The organism is Novacetimonas hansenii (assembly GCF_014843995.1).
In the GTDB taxonomy this organism is placed as follows: Bacteria; Pseudomonadota; Alphaproteobacteria; order Acetobacterales; family Acetobacteraceae; genus Novacetimonas; species Novacetimonas hansenii.
This window is the reverse complement of record NZ_CP062147.1, coordinates 3,008,322-3,024,593: the sequence shown is the minus strand read 5'-3', so window position 1 is coordinate 3,024,593 and position 16,272 is coordinate 3,008,322. Positions and strand designations below refer to the sequence as shown.

Genomic DNA, 16,272 nt, shown 5'->3' with positions numbered 1-16,272 from the left:
GGTGTGCGGTTGTTCCCGGAAAAGGGGCGCCAGAAACTTCTATTGTTTTTATCCGCAGGGTGTTCTCAGGCTGTTTCTATCCCTTTTCCGCCGCGCGCCAGCGCATCGCGCAACGCGATCCCGGCGGAAGGCCATGTGCCTCTTCTTGCGCCAGTAATTCCGCAAGCCAGAGGGCGGGGGATGTCAGTTCCTCGAACCCCATCGCGCGATAGAACGGCGCATTCCACGCGACATCATGAAAAGTCGTCAGTGTAAGGCCGCCCGGCATGTGCGTTTGCTGTACCCTGAGCATCGCGGCATGCAGCAGCGCGCGTCCCATGCCCTGTCCCTGCATGTCCTGACGGACCGAAAATTCAAGGATATGCAGGCAGTCATGCCGTATGCCTGCGCTTAGAAAACCGGCAATCGCGCCATCGGTGTCTTCTGCAACCCAGCATGTGCCTGCCGCTATGCAGGGCAAATGTGCCTCTGCTGGCATGACATCCCCCGTTGCCAGCCATGCCAGCGCCGGAATGCTGGCGAAGCGTTGCGCGGCCGAACGTTCCGTTGCGGGCAGGGCCGCTGCATCTGTGGGGCGGCCCGTGCGAATGACCGGGCCGCCCTGTGGGATCGTGGGGTCAGCGGGTATGGGCGATGGCTTTCTTGAGTTCATCATAATCCACCGCGCCGGGAATGATCTGACGGGCGTTGAAAACAAAGGTTGGCGTTCCATCCAGACCAATGCCGTGGGCAAGTTCCATGTTCGCCTGCAATACGGCGGTGACTTTCTCGCCGTTCATTTCCTTGGCGATCTGGTCGGCATCAAGTCCGCACTGTTTCGCCAGCGCGCGCATGCGATCAACGGTAGGATGTTCCGAATCCGTCATGATCGCGTGCTGCATCTTGAAATACGCGGCCTGTCCGCCCTGCTGGAATGCGGCAACAAGGGCCTGTGATGCAATCAGGCTGCCCTGTCCCAGGACAGGAACGACTTTTTCAATGATGCGGACACTTTTGTCTTCCGCCACGATCCGGTCCAGATCGGCCAGCACCTTGCGGCAGTAGGGGCAGCGCGGGTCATAGAATTCAACCACGGTTGTCGTGGCCTGCGCATTGCCAAGGATCGCGTCCGACGCCACCGGGTTGAGCAGTTGCGCGCGATGCGTGGCCAACGCCCCCTGCGCCGAGGCCTGAGCCTGGTTGGCGGCATTCTGCCGCAGTGCGGTGATCGCATCGGTCAGGATGGACGGATCGGTCTTCAGCGCATCGCGCACGATTTCCACGATCGCCTTGCGCTGTGCCGGGGTGAAGGTGTCGCTGGCGCTTTGTGCGGATGCCACGGTCGGGACATACAGCCCCCCCGTCAGGAGGGCCGCTGCCATGGTGGCGGGCAACAGGCGGCGCAATCGGTAGGTGCGGCGAGAAAAGGGCACAGGCGGCCTCCGTCAATCGGGTCAGGATGGGGTATGTAAAGGATGCAGGAGGGTAAGGAAAGAAGTCGGCATGTTAAACATGCGCCATGTGTGATGGCATATGACGGGGATGCCCGAATCGCGCAACATGGCATGGCACGGTAAAATCCATGGCGGCAACTGCTATCGTGGCAGCGATGGGTGGAAGATAACAAATCAGTAAAAATCATGATATTTAAGGTAATATGGCAATATAAATAAGTATTTCAAATATTTTTATTTAAAGTTTTTGTAAATGTTTGATTTTAATAAAAATAATATAATTTAATGTGCTTTAAATTATATTTTTAAAGTTATTGTAAAATTAAAAACCTTATATTTATCTCATATATTTTTAAATTTAATTTGCAATCACATGAAAATTTATTTATATTTTTTGATACTTTAATGTTTATATAATAAGTTACAAATTAATTTTACGGAATTTGTTTTTATGTTTTAAAAAATAATAAAACTTATCATGGTTATAATATAAAATTGTCGTGTAATTTCGGAAATGGCATATATAAATTAAATTAACTATATTTATTATGTTGATTAAACAATACACCATCTATAATTAAATTATGAATTTATTATGTATATTTGTTTTATGTTATAATATCACTGATATCAGATGCGCTGGCTATAAATTATATATAGTCTTCCTGCCAGCATTCGCGCAGGCCAGAAGTAAAGCCTTCCTCATCTGTTTTGGGTCCATGGGGTGGGGGGTGATATTGCATGAAACTGGCTGCCCGATGCCTTGGGCCTGCCGTCATGCCCAAGGCTTGCGATCATGCAAAAGCCTGCTTGCCCCATGCGCGCAAGACCGCTAATGGCGGAATGCCGGTGTGCCGATGCCTTGGGGGTGGGGCTTCCGCGGTTATGGTCGAATGGAGAAGAAGACGCGTGCCAGAGCATTCCACGAATTTCTTTGCGCGCAGGTCCGCCCGGATCGCGTTTTCGGCAATGCTCGCGGTTTCCGTCGCCGGATGCGGCCATTCCTCGCCCATGCATCTTGTCACCCACATGTTTGGTCCGTCGCCCGGCGCACTGATCGGTACCGTGGCCGCCGATGAACCACAGGCCGTCATGGTCGGGCGTGATATCCTGTCGCGCGGTGGCAATGCGGCGGATGCGGCGGCGGCAATGGGCATGGCGCTGGCGGTGACGCTGCCATCACGGGCGTCGATGGGGTCGGGTGGGGCCTGCCTTGCCTATCGCCCTGGCGATACCGAAGGGGGCCGCGCCTTCATCTTTACCCCGCGCGCGGGCACGGTCGATGGCATTCCCGGCGCGCCCCATGCCGACCGCCCGGCGGCTGTGCCGATGCTGGCGCGTGGTATGTATCTGATGCATCTGCAATATGGCACCACGTCCTTTGCGGCCATCCTGCCTGATGCCATGTCGCTGGCGGTCAATGGCGTCAATGTCAGCCATCAGTTGGCAAGCGATCTTGCCACTGTGCAGGGGCCGCTGCTGGCGGACCCGGGGATGCGCGCGATCTTCAGCCGGACCGATGGCACGGCCCTTGTCGAAGGGGATGCGCTGGTACAGACGCACCTGTCGGGTGTGCTGGACCAGATCCGCAGCATGGGCGTGGGCGACCTGTATAATGGTGCGCTGGCGCAATCCTTTACCGCAGGCAGCCAGGCGGCTGGCGGCGGGTTGCAGACCAGCGACCTGCGTGCGGCCATTCCTTCCGAACGCCTGCCCCTGCGGGTCAATGCCGCAGGGGGGCTGACGGTTGCGTTCCTGCCGCCGCCCGCCGATGGTGGCCTCGGCAGTGCCGTTGCCTTCCGCGCGCTGCTTGCGGGACAGGGCAACCCTGAATCCCTGTCGCAGGGGGCCGTCGCCGCATGGCGTGCGCGGGGTGGCGATACGCAGGGCAAGCAGACCAATGATGACCTGACGGCGCGGGCGCAGGCTGTCCTTGATTCCGGGACACCAAGCAGCGGCAGCCTGCCGTCACTTCCGGCCTCGACCTCCTTTGCCGTGGTGGACCATGCGGGAATGGCGGTGGCATGCAGCCTGACGATGAACAACCTGTTCGGCACGGGGCGTATTGCGGGGAATACGGGTATCGTGCTTGCGGCATCACCCGCGCGCGTGCCTGCGCCCCTGCTGTCGGCTGCGATCGCCAATGATGGCCATGCCTTCCGCGCGGCTGTGGCCGGATCGGGACAGAATGACGCCGCCGCTGCCGTGGCGGAGGAAATGAAGCTGGTCCTGTCGGGTCAGGCCCCGGCATCGCGCGCCGTCACGGCCGAAGGACGCGTCAACGCGATTGCGTGCCCCCGTGGCCTGCCCGGTGACGGCACGTCATGCGTTGCGGGGTCGGACCCGCGTGAAACCGGCCTTGCGGTTGGCCCGCGGTAATGCGGTGCCGCCCGCTTTGTAAGGGAGCGGGAGAAATGCTGCGGCAAATGACAGGGGCAAGGTTGTAAATGATCTTGTTTTGTTCCATATTGGGAACTGCATCGCAGCTTCCATGTGAAGACACCCCGGACACGCCCATCCTGTCCGGCAGGTCCTGTCCCGATTCACTGACAGGAACATGGAATGCGCGAAACACAGCTTCGTCGAAAAGGTAAGCAGGCCATGGCACAGGCTCCGGGTATTGACAAAGGCAAGGCTCTTGAAGGCGCGCTGAGCCAGATTGAACGCGCGTTTGGCAAGGGGTCGATCATGCGCATGGGCGAGCGGCCCAAGACGGAGGTCGATGTGATCTCCACCGGTTCGCTCGGCCTTGATATCGGCCTTGGCATTGGTGGCCTGCCGCGTGGGCGCATCGTGGAAATCTATGGCCCCGAAAGTTCGGGCAAGACGACAATGGCCCTGCATGCCATTGCCGAAGCACAGAAAAAGGGCGGCACCTGCGCCTTTATCGATGCGGAACATGCGCTTGATCCCGGCTATGCGCGCAAGCTTGGGGTGGATGTGGACAGCCTTCTCATCAGTCAGCCCGACGCGGGGGAGCAGGCGCTTGAAATTGCCGATACGCTGGTGCGTTCGGGGGCGATTGACGTGCTGGTGATCGACAGCGTGGCGGCCCTTGTCCCGCGTGCGGAACTTGAGGGCGAGATGGGCGACAGCCATGTCGGCCTGCATGCGCGCCTGATGAGCCAGGCGCTGCGCAAGCTGACGGGATCGGTGTCGCGGTCCAACACCATGATGATCTTCCTGAACCAGATCCGCCTGAAGATCGGGGTCATGTTCGGCAGCCCGGAAACGACGACGGGCGGCAATGCGCTGAAATTTTATGCGTCGGTGCGTATGGACATCCGCCGGATCGGTTCGATCAAGGACAAGGACGAGGTCGTGGGCAACCAGACCCGTGTGAAGGTGGTCAAGAACAAGATGGCCCCCCCGTTCCGGCAGGTGGAATTCGACATCATGTATGGCGAAGGCATCAGCAAGATGGGCGAGCTGATCGACCTTGGGGTCAAGGCCGGCATTGTGGAGAAGTCCGGGGCATGGTTCTCCTGCGATAGCCAGCGCATCGGCCAGGGGCGTGAGAATGCCAAGCAGTTCCTGCGCGACCATCCTGAAATGGCGGCGGATATCGAACGCCGCGTGCGTGAACAGGCGGGCGTGGTGGCCGAAGCCATGCTGGTCGGTCCCGACGACGACGCAGAATGATGCAATCATCCGTCACGACGGGCCGTGCCCCCGCCATGGTGTGATGGCGGGGGTATGAATGGCACGGGTGTGACGGCAGGATATGCAATAATCGGTCTTTGTGTCGTGGTGCGGGATGATACTGTGCGGGCATGAAACCGCGTCTTGTCATGTTTGGGGTGTTGCTGTGCCTGTCATCGTGTGCCGATACGATGCATGGGGACCGCAATGACCCGGTGGATGTTGATGAGGCGATGCCCCCGATTGGCGGGCATCGCGCCAACGGTACTACGGTGCCCGGACCGGCGCATGCCTCTGCCGCCGGGCATGTGCATCGCCTGCCGCGCGTTGATCCCGAACCTGATCCCCCGATGGAGGCGTATCATCCCATGCCCGATGCGGCGGCGATGCAGATGATTTCCTCCGGTTATGATCCGTCGCAGGCGGGGGACGATGATGATTCCCAAAATCAGGAAGACCCCAAGCACTTTGTCGTGCCTGATACCCAGGTCAGTTATGGCAAGCCGCATGGCGGCAACGCGAACTGACCCATCATTTTATAAGAGCGTGTTTGAAAACAGCTCATTGATAAAAAATAAGAAAAGTTTTTGGGTGCCGCTTTTTTTCAAAAATGCGGCGTCCTTCGAAGCTTTTTAGAAAAAGCTTCACCAAAAACCTTTATAATTTCAGTATGTTATCGAGGGTGGCTTTTCAAACAGTCTCTGACACCATAATCACACGGATATCATTGACGTTTGTAAGTGTCGGGCCGGTCCGTACAAGGTCGCCCGTGGCGTCGAACAGGCTGTAGCTGTCATGGCGGCGCAGGAATTCACGCGGGTCCAGCGCCCGTGCGCGGGCGCGTGACAATGTATCGGGCGTGACGATCGCCCCTGCCGCATCCTCGGTCCCGTCGATGCCATCACTATCCCCTGCGATGGCCCAGATCCCGTCATGTTCCTGCAATGCAAGGGCGAGGGACAACAGGAACTCTGTATTGCGTCCGCCGCGTCCGGGTGGCCCGTCGCCTGCGCGAAGGCTGACCGTCATTTCCCCACCCGACAGCAGTACGGCAGGCCCCGCCACCGGTACACCGTGATGGCGGGCGGACTGTGCAATGCCTGCCATGACGATTGCAGCGTCCCGGCTTTCCCCCTCCAGCGCATCGCCGAGGATCAGCGGGGTCAGGCCGAGTGTGCGTGCCTCCTGCGCTGCGGCCTCAAGCGCCATCATGGGGGTGGCGATCAGGACGAAGCGGTTATCCGGGTTGGCCGCTTCCTGCCCGCAGGGTGGCAAGGGCCGCATGAGGGCGTCCAGGATTTGCGGCGTGACCGTAATGTCACGGCGACGCAGCACCGCCAGCGCATCGGCAGGGGTCGTCGGGTCGGGCACGGTCGGGCCACTGGCAATGGTCAGCGGATCATCCCCCGGCACGTCGCTGATGGCCAGGGTCAGCACGCGTGCAGGCGCACATGCGCGGGCCAGGCGCCCGCCCTTGATGTCCGACAGGTGGCGACGCACCAGGTTCATGTCCCCGATATCCGCCCCACAATGCAGCAGTTCTTGGTTGAGCGCACGCATGTCCGCAAGTGTCAGCCCCGGCGCGGGCAGTTCCATCAGGGCCGACCCGCCCCCCGATATCAGGGCGATGACAAGGTCATCAGGCCCAAGGCCACGAACTTCGTGCAATATGGCGCGGGCGGCATCCTCGCTCCGGCTGTCGGGCACGGGATGGGCGGCTTCCATCACACGTATGCGCGACGTGGTGGCGACGTGCCCGTCACGTGTTACAACAACCCCGCGCAGGGGAACATCCGGCCATGCCTGTTCCAGGGCGACCGCCATGGCCGCCGCCGCCTTGCCTGCGCCGACCACGACACACTGTCCCTTTGGCGGGGAGGGCAGGTGGCGTGCCAGCACGCGTGCGGGTTGCGCACTGTGGATGGCGGCATCGAATATCCGCCGCAATGCCGCACGTATGTTCTTATCGTGCCATGCGTCCGGCATGTCAGGCATCGGCAGGGTGGAATATGTGGGTGTCATCAGGCGATCCATCGTCACGGAAAGGGGCAGGCACGGCAGGTAACCACGGCAGGTAACGCAGGGCAAAACGCCACGCCATTGGCGGAGGAAGGGGGTGGTACCTGCTCTTCATGAAAGGCAGGGCGCGCCATCGGGCAAGGGGGACATGCGTGTCACAATTGTCACGACTGTATCAGGTGGGGGCGGTCGCGGGCGTGTCGTGGCCCTGCACACGCGAAATTGGGGGCGGTTGCTCTGGATCGGGGAAGGGTAAGATGTTACGCCGCCCGGCGTGGATCGTGACATCCGTGTCCAGATCGACCATCAGGAGGAGAGCGGCCCTTGGAGAGTGGAAAGGGTAACAGTCCCGTCACGCCACAGGTCGCGTCATATGGCGCGATCCGGCCATACATGATTTTCCCCCGCCCCGAATGGGCGGCCCTGCGCGCCAATGTCCCGCAATCCCTGAACGAGGCGGAGGTCGCGTCCCTGCGCGGCCATAACGAACCGGTTTCGCTGGAGGATATTGCCGAGGTTTACCTGCCGCTTTCGCGCCTGCTCAACCTGCACGTGCTGGCCAGCCGCAGCCTTAATAATATGGTCAAGAGCGCCTTCCTTGGCGTGCCGCGCCGGACCGTACCCTTCATCATCGGCATTGCGGGCAGTGTGGGCGTGGGCAAGAGTACGTTCGCCCGCCTGTTGCAGGCGGTGCTGTCGCGCTGGCCCGACCATCCCAACGTATCGCTGGTCACGACGGATGGGTTTTTGTTGCCCAAATGCGTGCTGCAGGAACGCGACCTGATGGCGCGCAAGGGATTTCCCGAAAGCTATGACCTGCGGCAGATGATTTCCTTCCTCGCCGCGCTCAAGGCGGGGGAACGCAACCTGGACGTGCCCATCTACTCGCACGAGGCATATGACATCATCCCAGACCGTTACCAGGTGGTGGACCAGCCGGATATCCTGATCTTCGAGGGGCTGAACGTGCTTCAGACCGCCTCTGAACAGCCATTCATGGCGTCGGATTTCTTTGACTTCTCGATCTATCTCGACGCGGATACGCACGATATCGAACGGTGGTACGTGGAACGTTTCCGGATGCTCCAGCAGACGGCCTTTCGCAAGCCGACGTCCTATTTCCACCATTACCGCGACCTGAGCCCGGCAGAGGCGGAAAATGTCGCGCGTGATATCTGGCGGCGCATCAACCTGCCCAACCTTGAAGAAAACATCCTGCCCACGCGTGAACGCGCGCGCCTGATCCTGCGCAAGGGACCAAGCCACAGCGTCAGCACGGTATGGATGCGCCAGATCTGAAGGCGGCATTTCTGGCGCCTGACGCGTTTTCCGGTTCCTGCGGGCCCCCGGCAATGGGCGCATGGCAAAACAGGGGGCCAGAGGCCCCCTGTCATGGTCGCGTGGCGTGCCGCCGCCTCAGTAATTGAGGTAGATGGTCTTGGTATCGACATAAGCTTCGAGGCCGTACTGCCCGTCCTCCCCGCCGATGCCGCTGTCGCCATAGCCGTGATGGAATCCCTGCGCGGCCTCGCCCCCCTCGCGGTTGACATAGATCTCGCCGAAATTCAGTTCGTTGCTCATGCGCATGACTTTCTTGAGGTCCTGTGTGAACATATAGGCCGACAGGCCATAGCGTGACTTGTTGGCCATCATCAGGGCTTCGTCGAAATCCTCCACCTTGATAAGCGAAAGGACCGGGCCGAACACCTCGTTCTGCGTGATATCCATTTCATTCGTAACATTGGTCAGCAGCGTGGGGGCATAGAAGTTGCCCGCGTCGTAGATACCGCCCGTCAGTGCCTTGCCGCCGATCTCGACCTTTGCGCCCTGTGCGATGGCGCGCTGGACCATCGCATCGACCTTTTCCAGTTCGGCCTTGCTGATTTTCGGTCCCATGGTTGTGTCCGCATCCAGCGGGTTGCCGACCTTGATCTGTGCGATTTTCTTGCGCAGGAGGTCCAGGAACTGGTCATACACCGCCTGATGGACATAGGTGCGTTCGTTGGCGGTACAGACCTGCCCGCAGTTCATGAAGCGTGCGGAAACTGCGGCGGTTGCCGCGGCCTCGATATCCGCGTCGTCCATGACGATGAACGGGGCCTTGCCACCAAGTTCGAGGCGCACTTCCTTCAGCCCTTCCGACGCGGCGGCCATGATCTTGCGTCCCGCAGGCGTGCTGCCGGTCATGGTAATCAGCTTGGTGATCGGGTTTGTGACCAGTTGATTGCCCACCGTCACGCCACCACCAGTGACGACGTTGAACACGCCCTTGGGGAAGCCTGCCTCCACCGACAGTTCGGCCAGGGCAAGTGTCGAAAGCGGGGTCAGTTCATGCGGTTTGATGACAAAGGTGTTGCCCGCCGCAAGGGCCGGCCCCAGCTTGCGCGCCGTCAGGGCCAGGGGGAAGTTCCATGCCGAGATCCCGGCAATAACGCCATGGGGGATCTTCTCGATCAGAATTTTTTCGCCCGGTCGGCTGCCGGGGATGATGTTACCCTCCAGCCTGCGGGCATTTTCCGCGGCAAAGCGGATCAGTTGGATGGCAAAATTGACCTCCACCTTTGCTTCGCGGATGGGCTTGCCATTTTCGCTGGTGATGAGGCGCGCCAGCCTGTCTTCGTCGCGGCGGATCAATTCGATCAGCTTGTACAGATAATCCGCGCGGTCGGTCGCGATCAGGCGGCTCCATGTGCCAAAGGCTTCCTGCGCGCCCTGCAGGGCACGATCGACGTCGTCCTTGCTGGCGATGCCGACACTGGCCAGTACGTCGCCGGTTGCGGGATTGCGGATGGTGTCGCGTTCCTCGGTCGTGGCGGGAATCCATTCGCCACCAATGAACAGGTCGTAATTTCTGACGTCTGCCATGTCAGGGTCTCCAGTATGGTCATAATTATGGTCAGTTGCGGATCAGCATAAGGTTAGGCCACCTTCGTAAAAATGGCACAAACCCTGCCTGCCTGCCTGCCTGCCGCGCGGCGGTGGACGGGACGTGCGATGGCGACCGGCCATGTCGGGACATGGCCGGGTCATGCGGGCGCCGCGGAAAAAAGGGGGGGATGCGCGACTGCGTATCAGGGCAGGAAAGGCTTGCCTTCGTGCGCGACCAGAAGGTCATGCATGTCGGTGGCGTGTTCTTCCTCTTCGGCCAGGATCTTTTCAAGCATGATGCGCGTGGTGGGGTCATGATCGGCGAAATAACGGATCAGTTCGCGGTAATGCTCAATCACGAGGCGTTCGGCCACAAGGTTCTGCCGCACCATTTCAACAAGGTTGCCGCCCGCGCCATATTCGCTGGCCGATCGGGTGGCCAGTCCTTCGGGCGACAGGTTGGGCACGCCGCCAAGCTGGTCAATGCGTTCGGCGGCCCACATCATGTGCGCGCGTTCTTGCTTGGCATGGGTTGCGAATTCGGCGGCGATGCTTTCGCTGGTGATGCCTTCGACGGCAATGGAATGCATGGTATAGCGTAAGACGCAGACCAGTTCCGTCGCAACCACCGTCTGCAACAGGTCGATGGCTGTTTTGACATTCCCTTGATAGGCAGGGGTCAGCGCACCCTGTTCAATGGATTTCTGTGCACGTGCGCGCAGGGTCTGCACGTCGGTAAGGAATGTGTTTTCAGTGGCTTTTGCCATTCCGATGCTCCTTTCGGGTCATGAACGGGCACGGTGTCAATGCGAACGAGGTGCCTTTTGCGTCCGTTGCGGAGTGTGTCCGTCATAACGGCAGGGGGGCGGAACGGTTGCATGCGAAACTCCGGGGTGTATCCCCACGATGGGAAGGCATGAAGGCATGAAGGCATGAAGGCATGAAGGCATGACAGGCATGACAGGCTCGGATGGCATGATGTCGCATGTTGTGACGGAACTGATCGCGGTGCTGACGGCCGTGCGCGATGGCGTGCCACAGGTGATGACGATTGATGATGGCCGCCTGTTGCCCTCCGGCCCGCTTGAAAGCGGACATCGTTCCTTGCAGGCTGGTGTGCGGTCATGGGTGGAACAGCAGACCGGCCACCCCATCGGCCATGTGGAGCAGCTCTATACCTTTGCCGATCATGATCGCGTCCTGCATCCCGAACAGGGGCGCAGCATCTCCATTTCCTACCTCGCCCTGACCCGCAGCCATGCGCGGGAGACGGGGTGGCGGGACTGGTATGATTATTTCCCGTGGGAGGACCGTACCAGCGATACGATGCAGGCGGTGACGGACCTGATCGAACGTCGCCTGTGCGCATGGGTTGCGGGCATGGCGGATATCGAAACCCGGATGCGGCAGTGGCAGCGGTGCATGGCGCTGTTTGCGATTGGCGATACGGGCGGGTGGGACGATGAGCTTGTGCTGCAACGTTATGAACTGCTGTATGAGGCGACATTGGTGGCGGAGGCGGGATGCCCCCCCCCGCAGGCGATTCCCGGTCGGTACATGCACCGCGATCACCGGCGCATTCTGGCGACCGCGATGGCGCGCCTGCGTGCAAGGATACGTTACCGCCCCGTCGTCTTCGAACTGATGCCCGAGGAGTTTACCTTGCTGCAATTACAGCGCGCGGTCGAAAGTCTGGCGGGATGCCACGTGCATAAACAGAATTTTCGCCGCCTGGTGACACAGCAGCAACTTATTGAGGAAACAGGCCGGATTGACGAAAAGACCGGTGGCAGGCCCGCCCGCCTGTTCCGTTTCTGTGGCGAGGTGCGGCGCGCGCGGCAGTTCGCGGGCAGCAAGCTGCCGATCGTGCATTCGGGGTGATCCCCCCGCCCGGTGGGCGCGGATGTGGGCGGGATCACGAAAATCCTGATTGACACAGGCAGGGTTTCACGTTGGAAGTGTCCGGCCGGATCATCGTGCCTCACTTATACTCAATTTGAGTATAAAAGAAACTGGGGCCACCGGCGAGGAGGGCAATCATGAATCAACTGGGTCCCCGGCACGCGGCTGACCGGCTTTATGACCGCGTGCGCCACCTGGTTCCTGAGATGGAATGGGCGACGTTCCTTGACGACATCCGCGCGATTGAAGCGCTCAAGCAGCAGCGCAACGCGATCATCCTTGCGCATAATTACCAGACGCCGGAAATCTTTCACTGCGTTGCCGATATCCGTGGTGACAGCCTTGCCCTTGCACGCGAAGCGCAGGAGGCCAATGCCGATGTCATCGTCATGGCGGGCGTGCATTTCATGGCCGAGACGGCAAAGATGCTCAATCCCGACAGCACCGTGCTGATCCCCGACATGCATGCGGGGTGTTCGCTGGCGGATTCCATCACGGCGGCCGATGTGCGCCTGTTGCGGGAACGCCATCCGGGGGTGCCGGTGGTCACTTATGTCAACACCTCGGCAGAGGTGAAGGCTGAAAGCGACATCTGCTGCACATCGGGCAATGCGAAGCGCGTGGTCGAAAGCCTTGGCACGGATCAGGTCATCATGATCCCCGATGAATTCCTTGCCCGCAATATCGAGGCGGAAACCGGGATCAAGATGATTACATGGCCCGGCCATTGCGAGGTGCATGAGCGGTTCACCCCGCAGGAAATCACCCGCATGCGTGATGAAAATCCCGGCGTGGTTGTGCTGGCGCATCCCGAATGCCCGCCAGAAGTCGTTGCGGTAGCTGACTTTTCCGGTTCCACCGCGATGATGAGCGATTATGTGCAGGCCCATGATGGTGGCAAGGTGCTGCTGGTGACCGAATGTTCCATGAGCGACAACCTCGCTTTGCTGCATCCGAAGATTGATTTTGTCCGTCCGTGCAACATGTGTCCGCACATGAAACGCATCACCCTGTCGGGCCTGCGTCACGCGCTGGAGACCATGACGCATGAGGTGACGATCGATCCCACGCTTGCGGCGCGCGGCCGGCGTGCTGTTGAACGCATGCTGGCGATATGACGGGCGCTGCTGCCCTGTCTTCCCTGTCTGCCGTGGGCCTGAGTGATCTGTCTCCGGCCTCCCTGGTGGGGCAGCCTGTCATCGTCGGTGGTGGGTTGGCCGGGGTGATGACGGCGCTGATGCTGGAACAGCCCTGTGTGTTGCTGTCATCCGGGCCGCTGGCCGCCATGCGCCCGGCTCTGGCGTCGAGCATGCTGGCGCAAGGGGGGGTCGCCGCCGCGGTTGGGGGGGACGACACGCCTGCATTGCATGCGGCCGATACGCTGGCGGCCGGGGTGGGCCTGTGCGATCCCGCGATTGTGGCGCGTGTGACGGCCGATGGGCCGGACGCCATTGCGCGTCTTGCGGCATTCGGGGTGCATTTCGATCGTGCGGCGGATGATGGTGCGTTGGTGCTGGGGCTGGAGGCCGCGCATTGCCGCCACCGGATCGTGCATGCCCGTGGTGATGCATCCGGCGCCGCGATCATGGAGGCGCTGGTGGCGCGCGTGCGCGCCACGCCACGCATTACGGTTGTTGAACATGCCCCGGTCCATGCGCTTCTGACGCAGGATGGGGCGGTGACGGGGGTGCGTGTCAACGTGGCGGGACGTGACATCGCATGGCCCACGTCTGCCGTGGTGCTGGCGACGGGGGGGACCGGTGGCTTGTTTGGCGATACGACCAACCCGCTGGGCGCATGCGGGCAGGGACTTGCACTGGCGGCGCGGGCAGGCGCGGTTCTTGGTAATATGGAGTTTGTGCAGTTCCATCCCACCGCGCTGGCCGCGCGGCATGTGACAGGGCCGATGCCGTTAATCAGCGAGGCCGTGCGTGGCGAAGGCGCGGTGCTGGTGGATGAAAATGGCGATCGCTTTACCGAGGAACTGGCCGCGCGCGACATCGTATCCCGCGCGGTGTGGCGGCATATGCGGGCAGGCCACCATGTCTTCCTTGATGCGCGACAGGTGCTTGGTGCGCGGTTCGCCACCCGTTTTCCCGCCATTGACGCGCTGTGTCGTGCGCAGGGCATCGACCCTGCCCGGCAGCCGATCCCGGTGCGTCCGGCCGCCCATTACCATATGGGCGGGATTATGGTGGATGGTCATGGGCGTACCGGCGTTCCCGGTCTGTGGGCCTGTGGGGAGGTCGCCTGTACCGGCCTGCACGGGGCCAACCGCCTTGCCAGTAATTCCCTGCTGGAAGCCGTGTCATTCGGCACATGGGTTGCCCATGACCTGTCCGCCCTGCCGTTGACACGCACCGCCGCGCCATCGGAACAGGGGATTGCGGCACCAATGGCGCCATCACCGTCCGATGCCCGGCGCCGCGCCATGGCGCGTGGCGCGGGTGTGGTTCGTACGCATGATGAATTGCATGAAACCGTGCGCCTGTTCGCCCCACGTCTGGAACATGATGATGCGGCCCTTGTGTCCGCGATGGTGGCCCTTGCGGCATTGCAGCGCGAGGAAAGCCGTGGTGGGCATTTCCGTGCCGACTTCCCCCATGCCGCTGCCGGGGCCACGTCGTCGCGCCTGACGCTGGACATGGTGCGTGCCGCCATTATCCCGATCGTGGCACGGGACGCGCAGATGACTTTCCCCCCTGATAACGGAGTGATCGCATGACCCATTCCCCGTCAATCCGACCCTTGCCCGACCTTATGCTTGAACCTCTGGTGCGTGCTGGCCTCATGGAGGATCTGGGCCGTGGGGGCGACCTGACCACGGATGTTACGCTGGGGGCCGGGGACGTGCAGGCGCATGCGGTGCTGTCGGCACGGCAGGCGGGGGTGGTCGCGGGGCTGGATATGGCACGGCTGTCCTTTTGCCTGATGGACCCGCGCATCGAATTCACCGTCGCAGCCCCCGATGGCACCCATGTCACCCCCGGACAGGTCATCGCCAGTGTGCGCGGCCCGGCGCGTGGCATCCTGTCGGGGGAACGGGTCGCCCTGAATTTCGTATCACACCTGTGTGGCATCGCCACCGCGACGGCACAGGTGGTCGCGGCCGTGGAACCTTATGGCACCAAGGTCAGTTGTACGCGCAAGACCCTGCCGGGCATGCGCGCGATCCAGAAATATGCCGTGCGGGCCGGTGGGGGCGCCAACCATCGTTTCGGCCTGGATGACGCCATCCTGATAAAGGACAACCACCTTGCGATTGCGGGGGGAATTCGTCCCGCCCTGACGCGCGCACGCGCGGCGGCGGGGCATCTGGTCAGTATAGAGCTGGAAGTCGATACGCTGGAACAGTTGGCCGAGGGGCTGGAGGTTGGGGGGGTCGATGTCTTCTTGCTCGACAACATGACACCGGACCAGTTGCGTCAGGCGGTCGCCATGATCGACCACCGTGCCGTGGCCGAGGCATCAGGCGGTGTGACACCGCAAAACGCGGCAACGGTCGCCGCAACGGGGGTTGACCTGATTTCCATGGGATGGCTGACCCACAGCGTCAGGGCAATGGATATCGGGCTGGATTATCAACCATAGGATGTGGCCGTGTGTCATTTTAATTAAATATGCATAAAATATGCAACTGACACATAGTACAAGTTGCCATCTGCCGGGAGATCATTATTTATACGGATTAATAAGATATATTTGTTTGAAGGATAAGAAACCGGTATGGTGGCGGATATCACGGAGCAGAGCAACAAGCCCCCCCGACGTGTACTCAGCGTTGATGCCTATGAACATGTCCGGCGGGGCCTTATCCGCAGCCGCTATCGTGCGGGTGAACGTCTTGTCCTGCGCCCGCTTGCCGCCGAACTGGGCCTGAGCCCGACCCCCGTGCGCGAGGCGCTGCTACGGCTGGTGTCTGAACATGCGCTGGAACTCAATGACCGTAACACGGCGGTCGTGCCCGCCATGACGCGCCGCAATTTCGCGGAAATCCATGCCCTGCGTTCCGACCTGGAGGTCAGGTTGGCAGAGGCCGCGGCCATGAAGGCCAGTGCGCACGGGATTGAAACCCTTGCCATGCTGCATCGTCAGTTCGTCGATGCGCTGGCTGTTCGTGATGATGGGGCGGTTGCCGCCCTGAACGCGGATTTCCATACCACGGTCGCAACACTGGCCGACCTGCCCCTGACGGCGAATATCCTGCGTAACCTGTGGGTGCGGATTGGCCCGCTTTATGCCCTGTCGCGGCCGATGCCCAGCCTGCGCAGCATGGGGGAGGTTCATCCCCATGCCGCATTGATCGATGCGCTGCGTACACGTGACCCGCAGGCCGCACGCGATGCGATTACGCGTGATTTCAACAATGCGCGCATATGGATCGAACCACTGCTGGCGTAAGCGGCGC

Annotated in this window: 15 protein-coding genes; 10 read left to right on the top strand and 5 right to left on the bottom strand. The window is 60.8% G+C overall.

Annotated elements, in window-relative coordinates:
* Positions 1 to 76 precede the first annotated feature (76 nt).
* Both IFJ82_RS13165 and IFJ82_RS13160 read right to left on the bottom strand, forming a co-directional pair.
* Positions 77 to 655 carry a GNAT family N-acetyltransferase gene (locus tag IFJ82_RS13165; protein WP_225578671.1) on the bottom strand — a complete coding sequence of 193 codons (579 nt, stop codon included), beginning with the start codon at positions 653 to 655 and terminating at the stop codon, positions 77 to 79.
* Positions 618 to 1,412 (bottom strand): DsbA family protein, encoded by a 795-nt coding sequence (locus IFJ82_RS13160; RefSeq protein ID WP_062808623.1) that lies wholly within the window; start codon positions 1,410 to 1,412, stop codon positions 618 to 620. The genes IFJ82_RS13165 and IFJ82_RS13160 overlap by 38 nt, the downstream gene beginning before the upstream one ends.
* A gap of 990 nt (positions 1,413 to 2,402) precedes the next feature.
* Between IFJ82_RS13160 and IFJ82_RS13155 the strand changes: the two genes are divergently transcribed.
* The 3 genes from IFJ82_RS13155 to IFJ82_RS13145 all read left to right on the top strand — a co-directional run bounded on the left by IFJ82_RS13155 (position 2,403) and on the right by IFJ82_RS13145 (position 5,602).
* The gene (locus IFJ82_RS13155) at positions 2,403 to 3,812 is read left to right on the top strand and encodes a gamma-glutamyltransferase (protein ID WP_192266549.1); all 1,410 of its coding nucleotides are present in this window, start codon (positions 2,403 to 2,405) and stop codon (positions 3,810 to 3,812) included.
* Between the two features lie 222 nt (positions 3,813 to 4,034).
* Complete coding sequence (gene recA, locus IFJ82_RS13150; protein ID WP_040511528.1) at positions 4,035 to 5,075, top strand: recombinase RecA; 1,041 nt, start codon at positions 4,035 to 4,037, stop codon at positions 5,073 to 5,075.
* A gap of 131 nt (positions 5,076 to 5,206) precedes the next feature.
* Positions 5,207 to 5,602, top strand: a complete 396-nt coding sequence (locus IFJ82_RS13145; RefSeq protein ID WP_225578670.1) for a hypothetical protein — start codon at positions 5,207 to 5,209, stop codon at positions 5,600 to 5,602.
* Between the two features lie 163 nt (positions 5,603 to 5,765).
* Here the strand turns inward: IFJ82_RS13145 and IFJ82_RS13140 are convergent, their stop codons facing one another.
* The gene (locus IFJ82_RS13140; RefSeq protein ID WP_408901688.1) at positions 5,766 to 7,097 is read right to left on the bottom strand and encodes a glycerate kinase type-2 family protein; all 1,332 of its coding nucleotides are present in this window, start codon (positions 7,095 to 7,097) and stop codon (positions 5,766 to 5,768) included.
* 94 nt (positions 7,098 to 7,191) lie between these two features.
* Between IFJ82_RS13140 and IFJ82_RS13135 the strand changes: the two genes are divergently transcribed.
* Together IFJ82_RS13135 and coaA are read left to right on the top strand one after the other, a co-directional pair.
* The gene (locus tag IFJ82_RS13135) at positions 7,192 to 7,350 is read left to right on the top strand and encodes a hypothetical protein (RefSeq protein WP_155734134.1); all 159 of its coding nucleotides are present in this window, start codon (positions 7,192 to 7,194) and stop codon (positions 7,348 to 7,350) included.
* 68 nt (positions 7,351 to 7,418) lie between these two features.
* A complete protein-coding gene (coaA, locus tag IFJ82_RS13130) occupies positions 7,419 to 8,393 on the top strand; it encodes a type I pantothenate kinase (RefSeq protein WP_003617930.1) in 975 nt (324 codons plus the stop codon).
* Positions 8,394 to 8,510: 117 nt separating this feature from the next.
* On the opposite strand, the gene aldA is transcribed toward coaA, so the two are convergent.
* Positions 8,511 to 9,959 carry an aldehyde dehydrogenase gene (aldA, locus tag IFJ82_RS13125; RefSeq protein ID WP_003617932.1) on the bottom strand — a complete coding sequence of 483 codons (1,449 nt, stop codon included), beginning with the start codon at positions 9,957 to 9,959 and terminating at the stop codon, positions 8,511 to 8,513.
* 206 nt (positions 9,960 to 10,165) lie between these two features.
* Positions 10,166 to 10,729: a ferritin-like domain-containing protein gene (locus IFJ82_RS13120; protein ID WP_192264862.1), complete on the bottom strand. Its 564-nt coding sequence runs from the start codon at positions 10,727 to 10,729 to the stop codon at positions 10,166 to 10,168.
* A gap of 190 nt (positions 10,730 to 10,919) precedes the next feature.
* Between IFJ82_RS13120 and IFJ82_RS13115 the strand changes: the two genes are divergently transcribed.
* From IFJ82_RS13115 to IFJ82_RS13095, 5 genes are all read left to right on the top strand, one after another.
* Positions 10,920 to 11,843 carry an NUDIX hydrolase gene (locus IFJ82_RS13115; protein WP_225578857.1) on the top strand — a complete coding sequence of 308 codons (924 nt, stop codon included), beginning with the start codon at positions 10,920 to 10,922 and terminating at the stop codon, positions 11,841 to 11,843.
* Positions 11,844 to 12,001: 158 nt separating this feature from the next.
* Positions 12,002 to 12,982: a quinolinate synthase NadA gene (nadA, locus tag IFJ82_RS13110; protein ID WP_192264860.1), complete on the top strand. Its 981-nt coding sequence runs from the start codon at positions 12,002 to 12,004 to the stop codon at positions 12,980 to 12,982.
* Positions 12,979 to 14,589 (top strand): L-aspartate oxidase, encoded by a 1,611-nt coding sequence (locus IFJ82_RS13105; protein ID WP_192264858.1) that lies wholly within the window; start codon positions 12,979 to 12,981, stop codon positions 14,587 to 14,589. The genes nadA and IFJ82_RS13105 overlap by 4 nt, the downstream gene beginning before the upstream one ends.
* A complete protein-coding gene (gene nadC / locus IFJ82_RS13100) occupies positions 14,586 to 15,455 on the top strand; it encodes a carboxylating nicotinate-nucleotide diphosphorylase (protein ID WP_192264856.1) in 870 nt (289 codons plus the stop codon). Before IFJ82_RS13105 ends, nadC begins: the two co-directional genes overlap by 4 nt.
* A gap of 135 nt (positions 15,456 to 15,590) precedes the next feature.
* Positions 15,591 to 16,265, top strand: a complete 675-nt coding sequence (locus tag IFJ82_RS13095; RefSeq protein WP_003617938.1) for a GntR family transcriptional regulator — start codon at positions 15,591 to 15,593, stop codon at positions 16,263 to 16,265.
* The last annotated feature ends 7 nt before the right edge of the window (positions 16,266 to 16,272 follow it).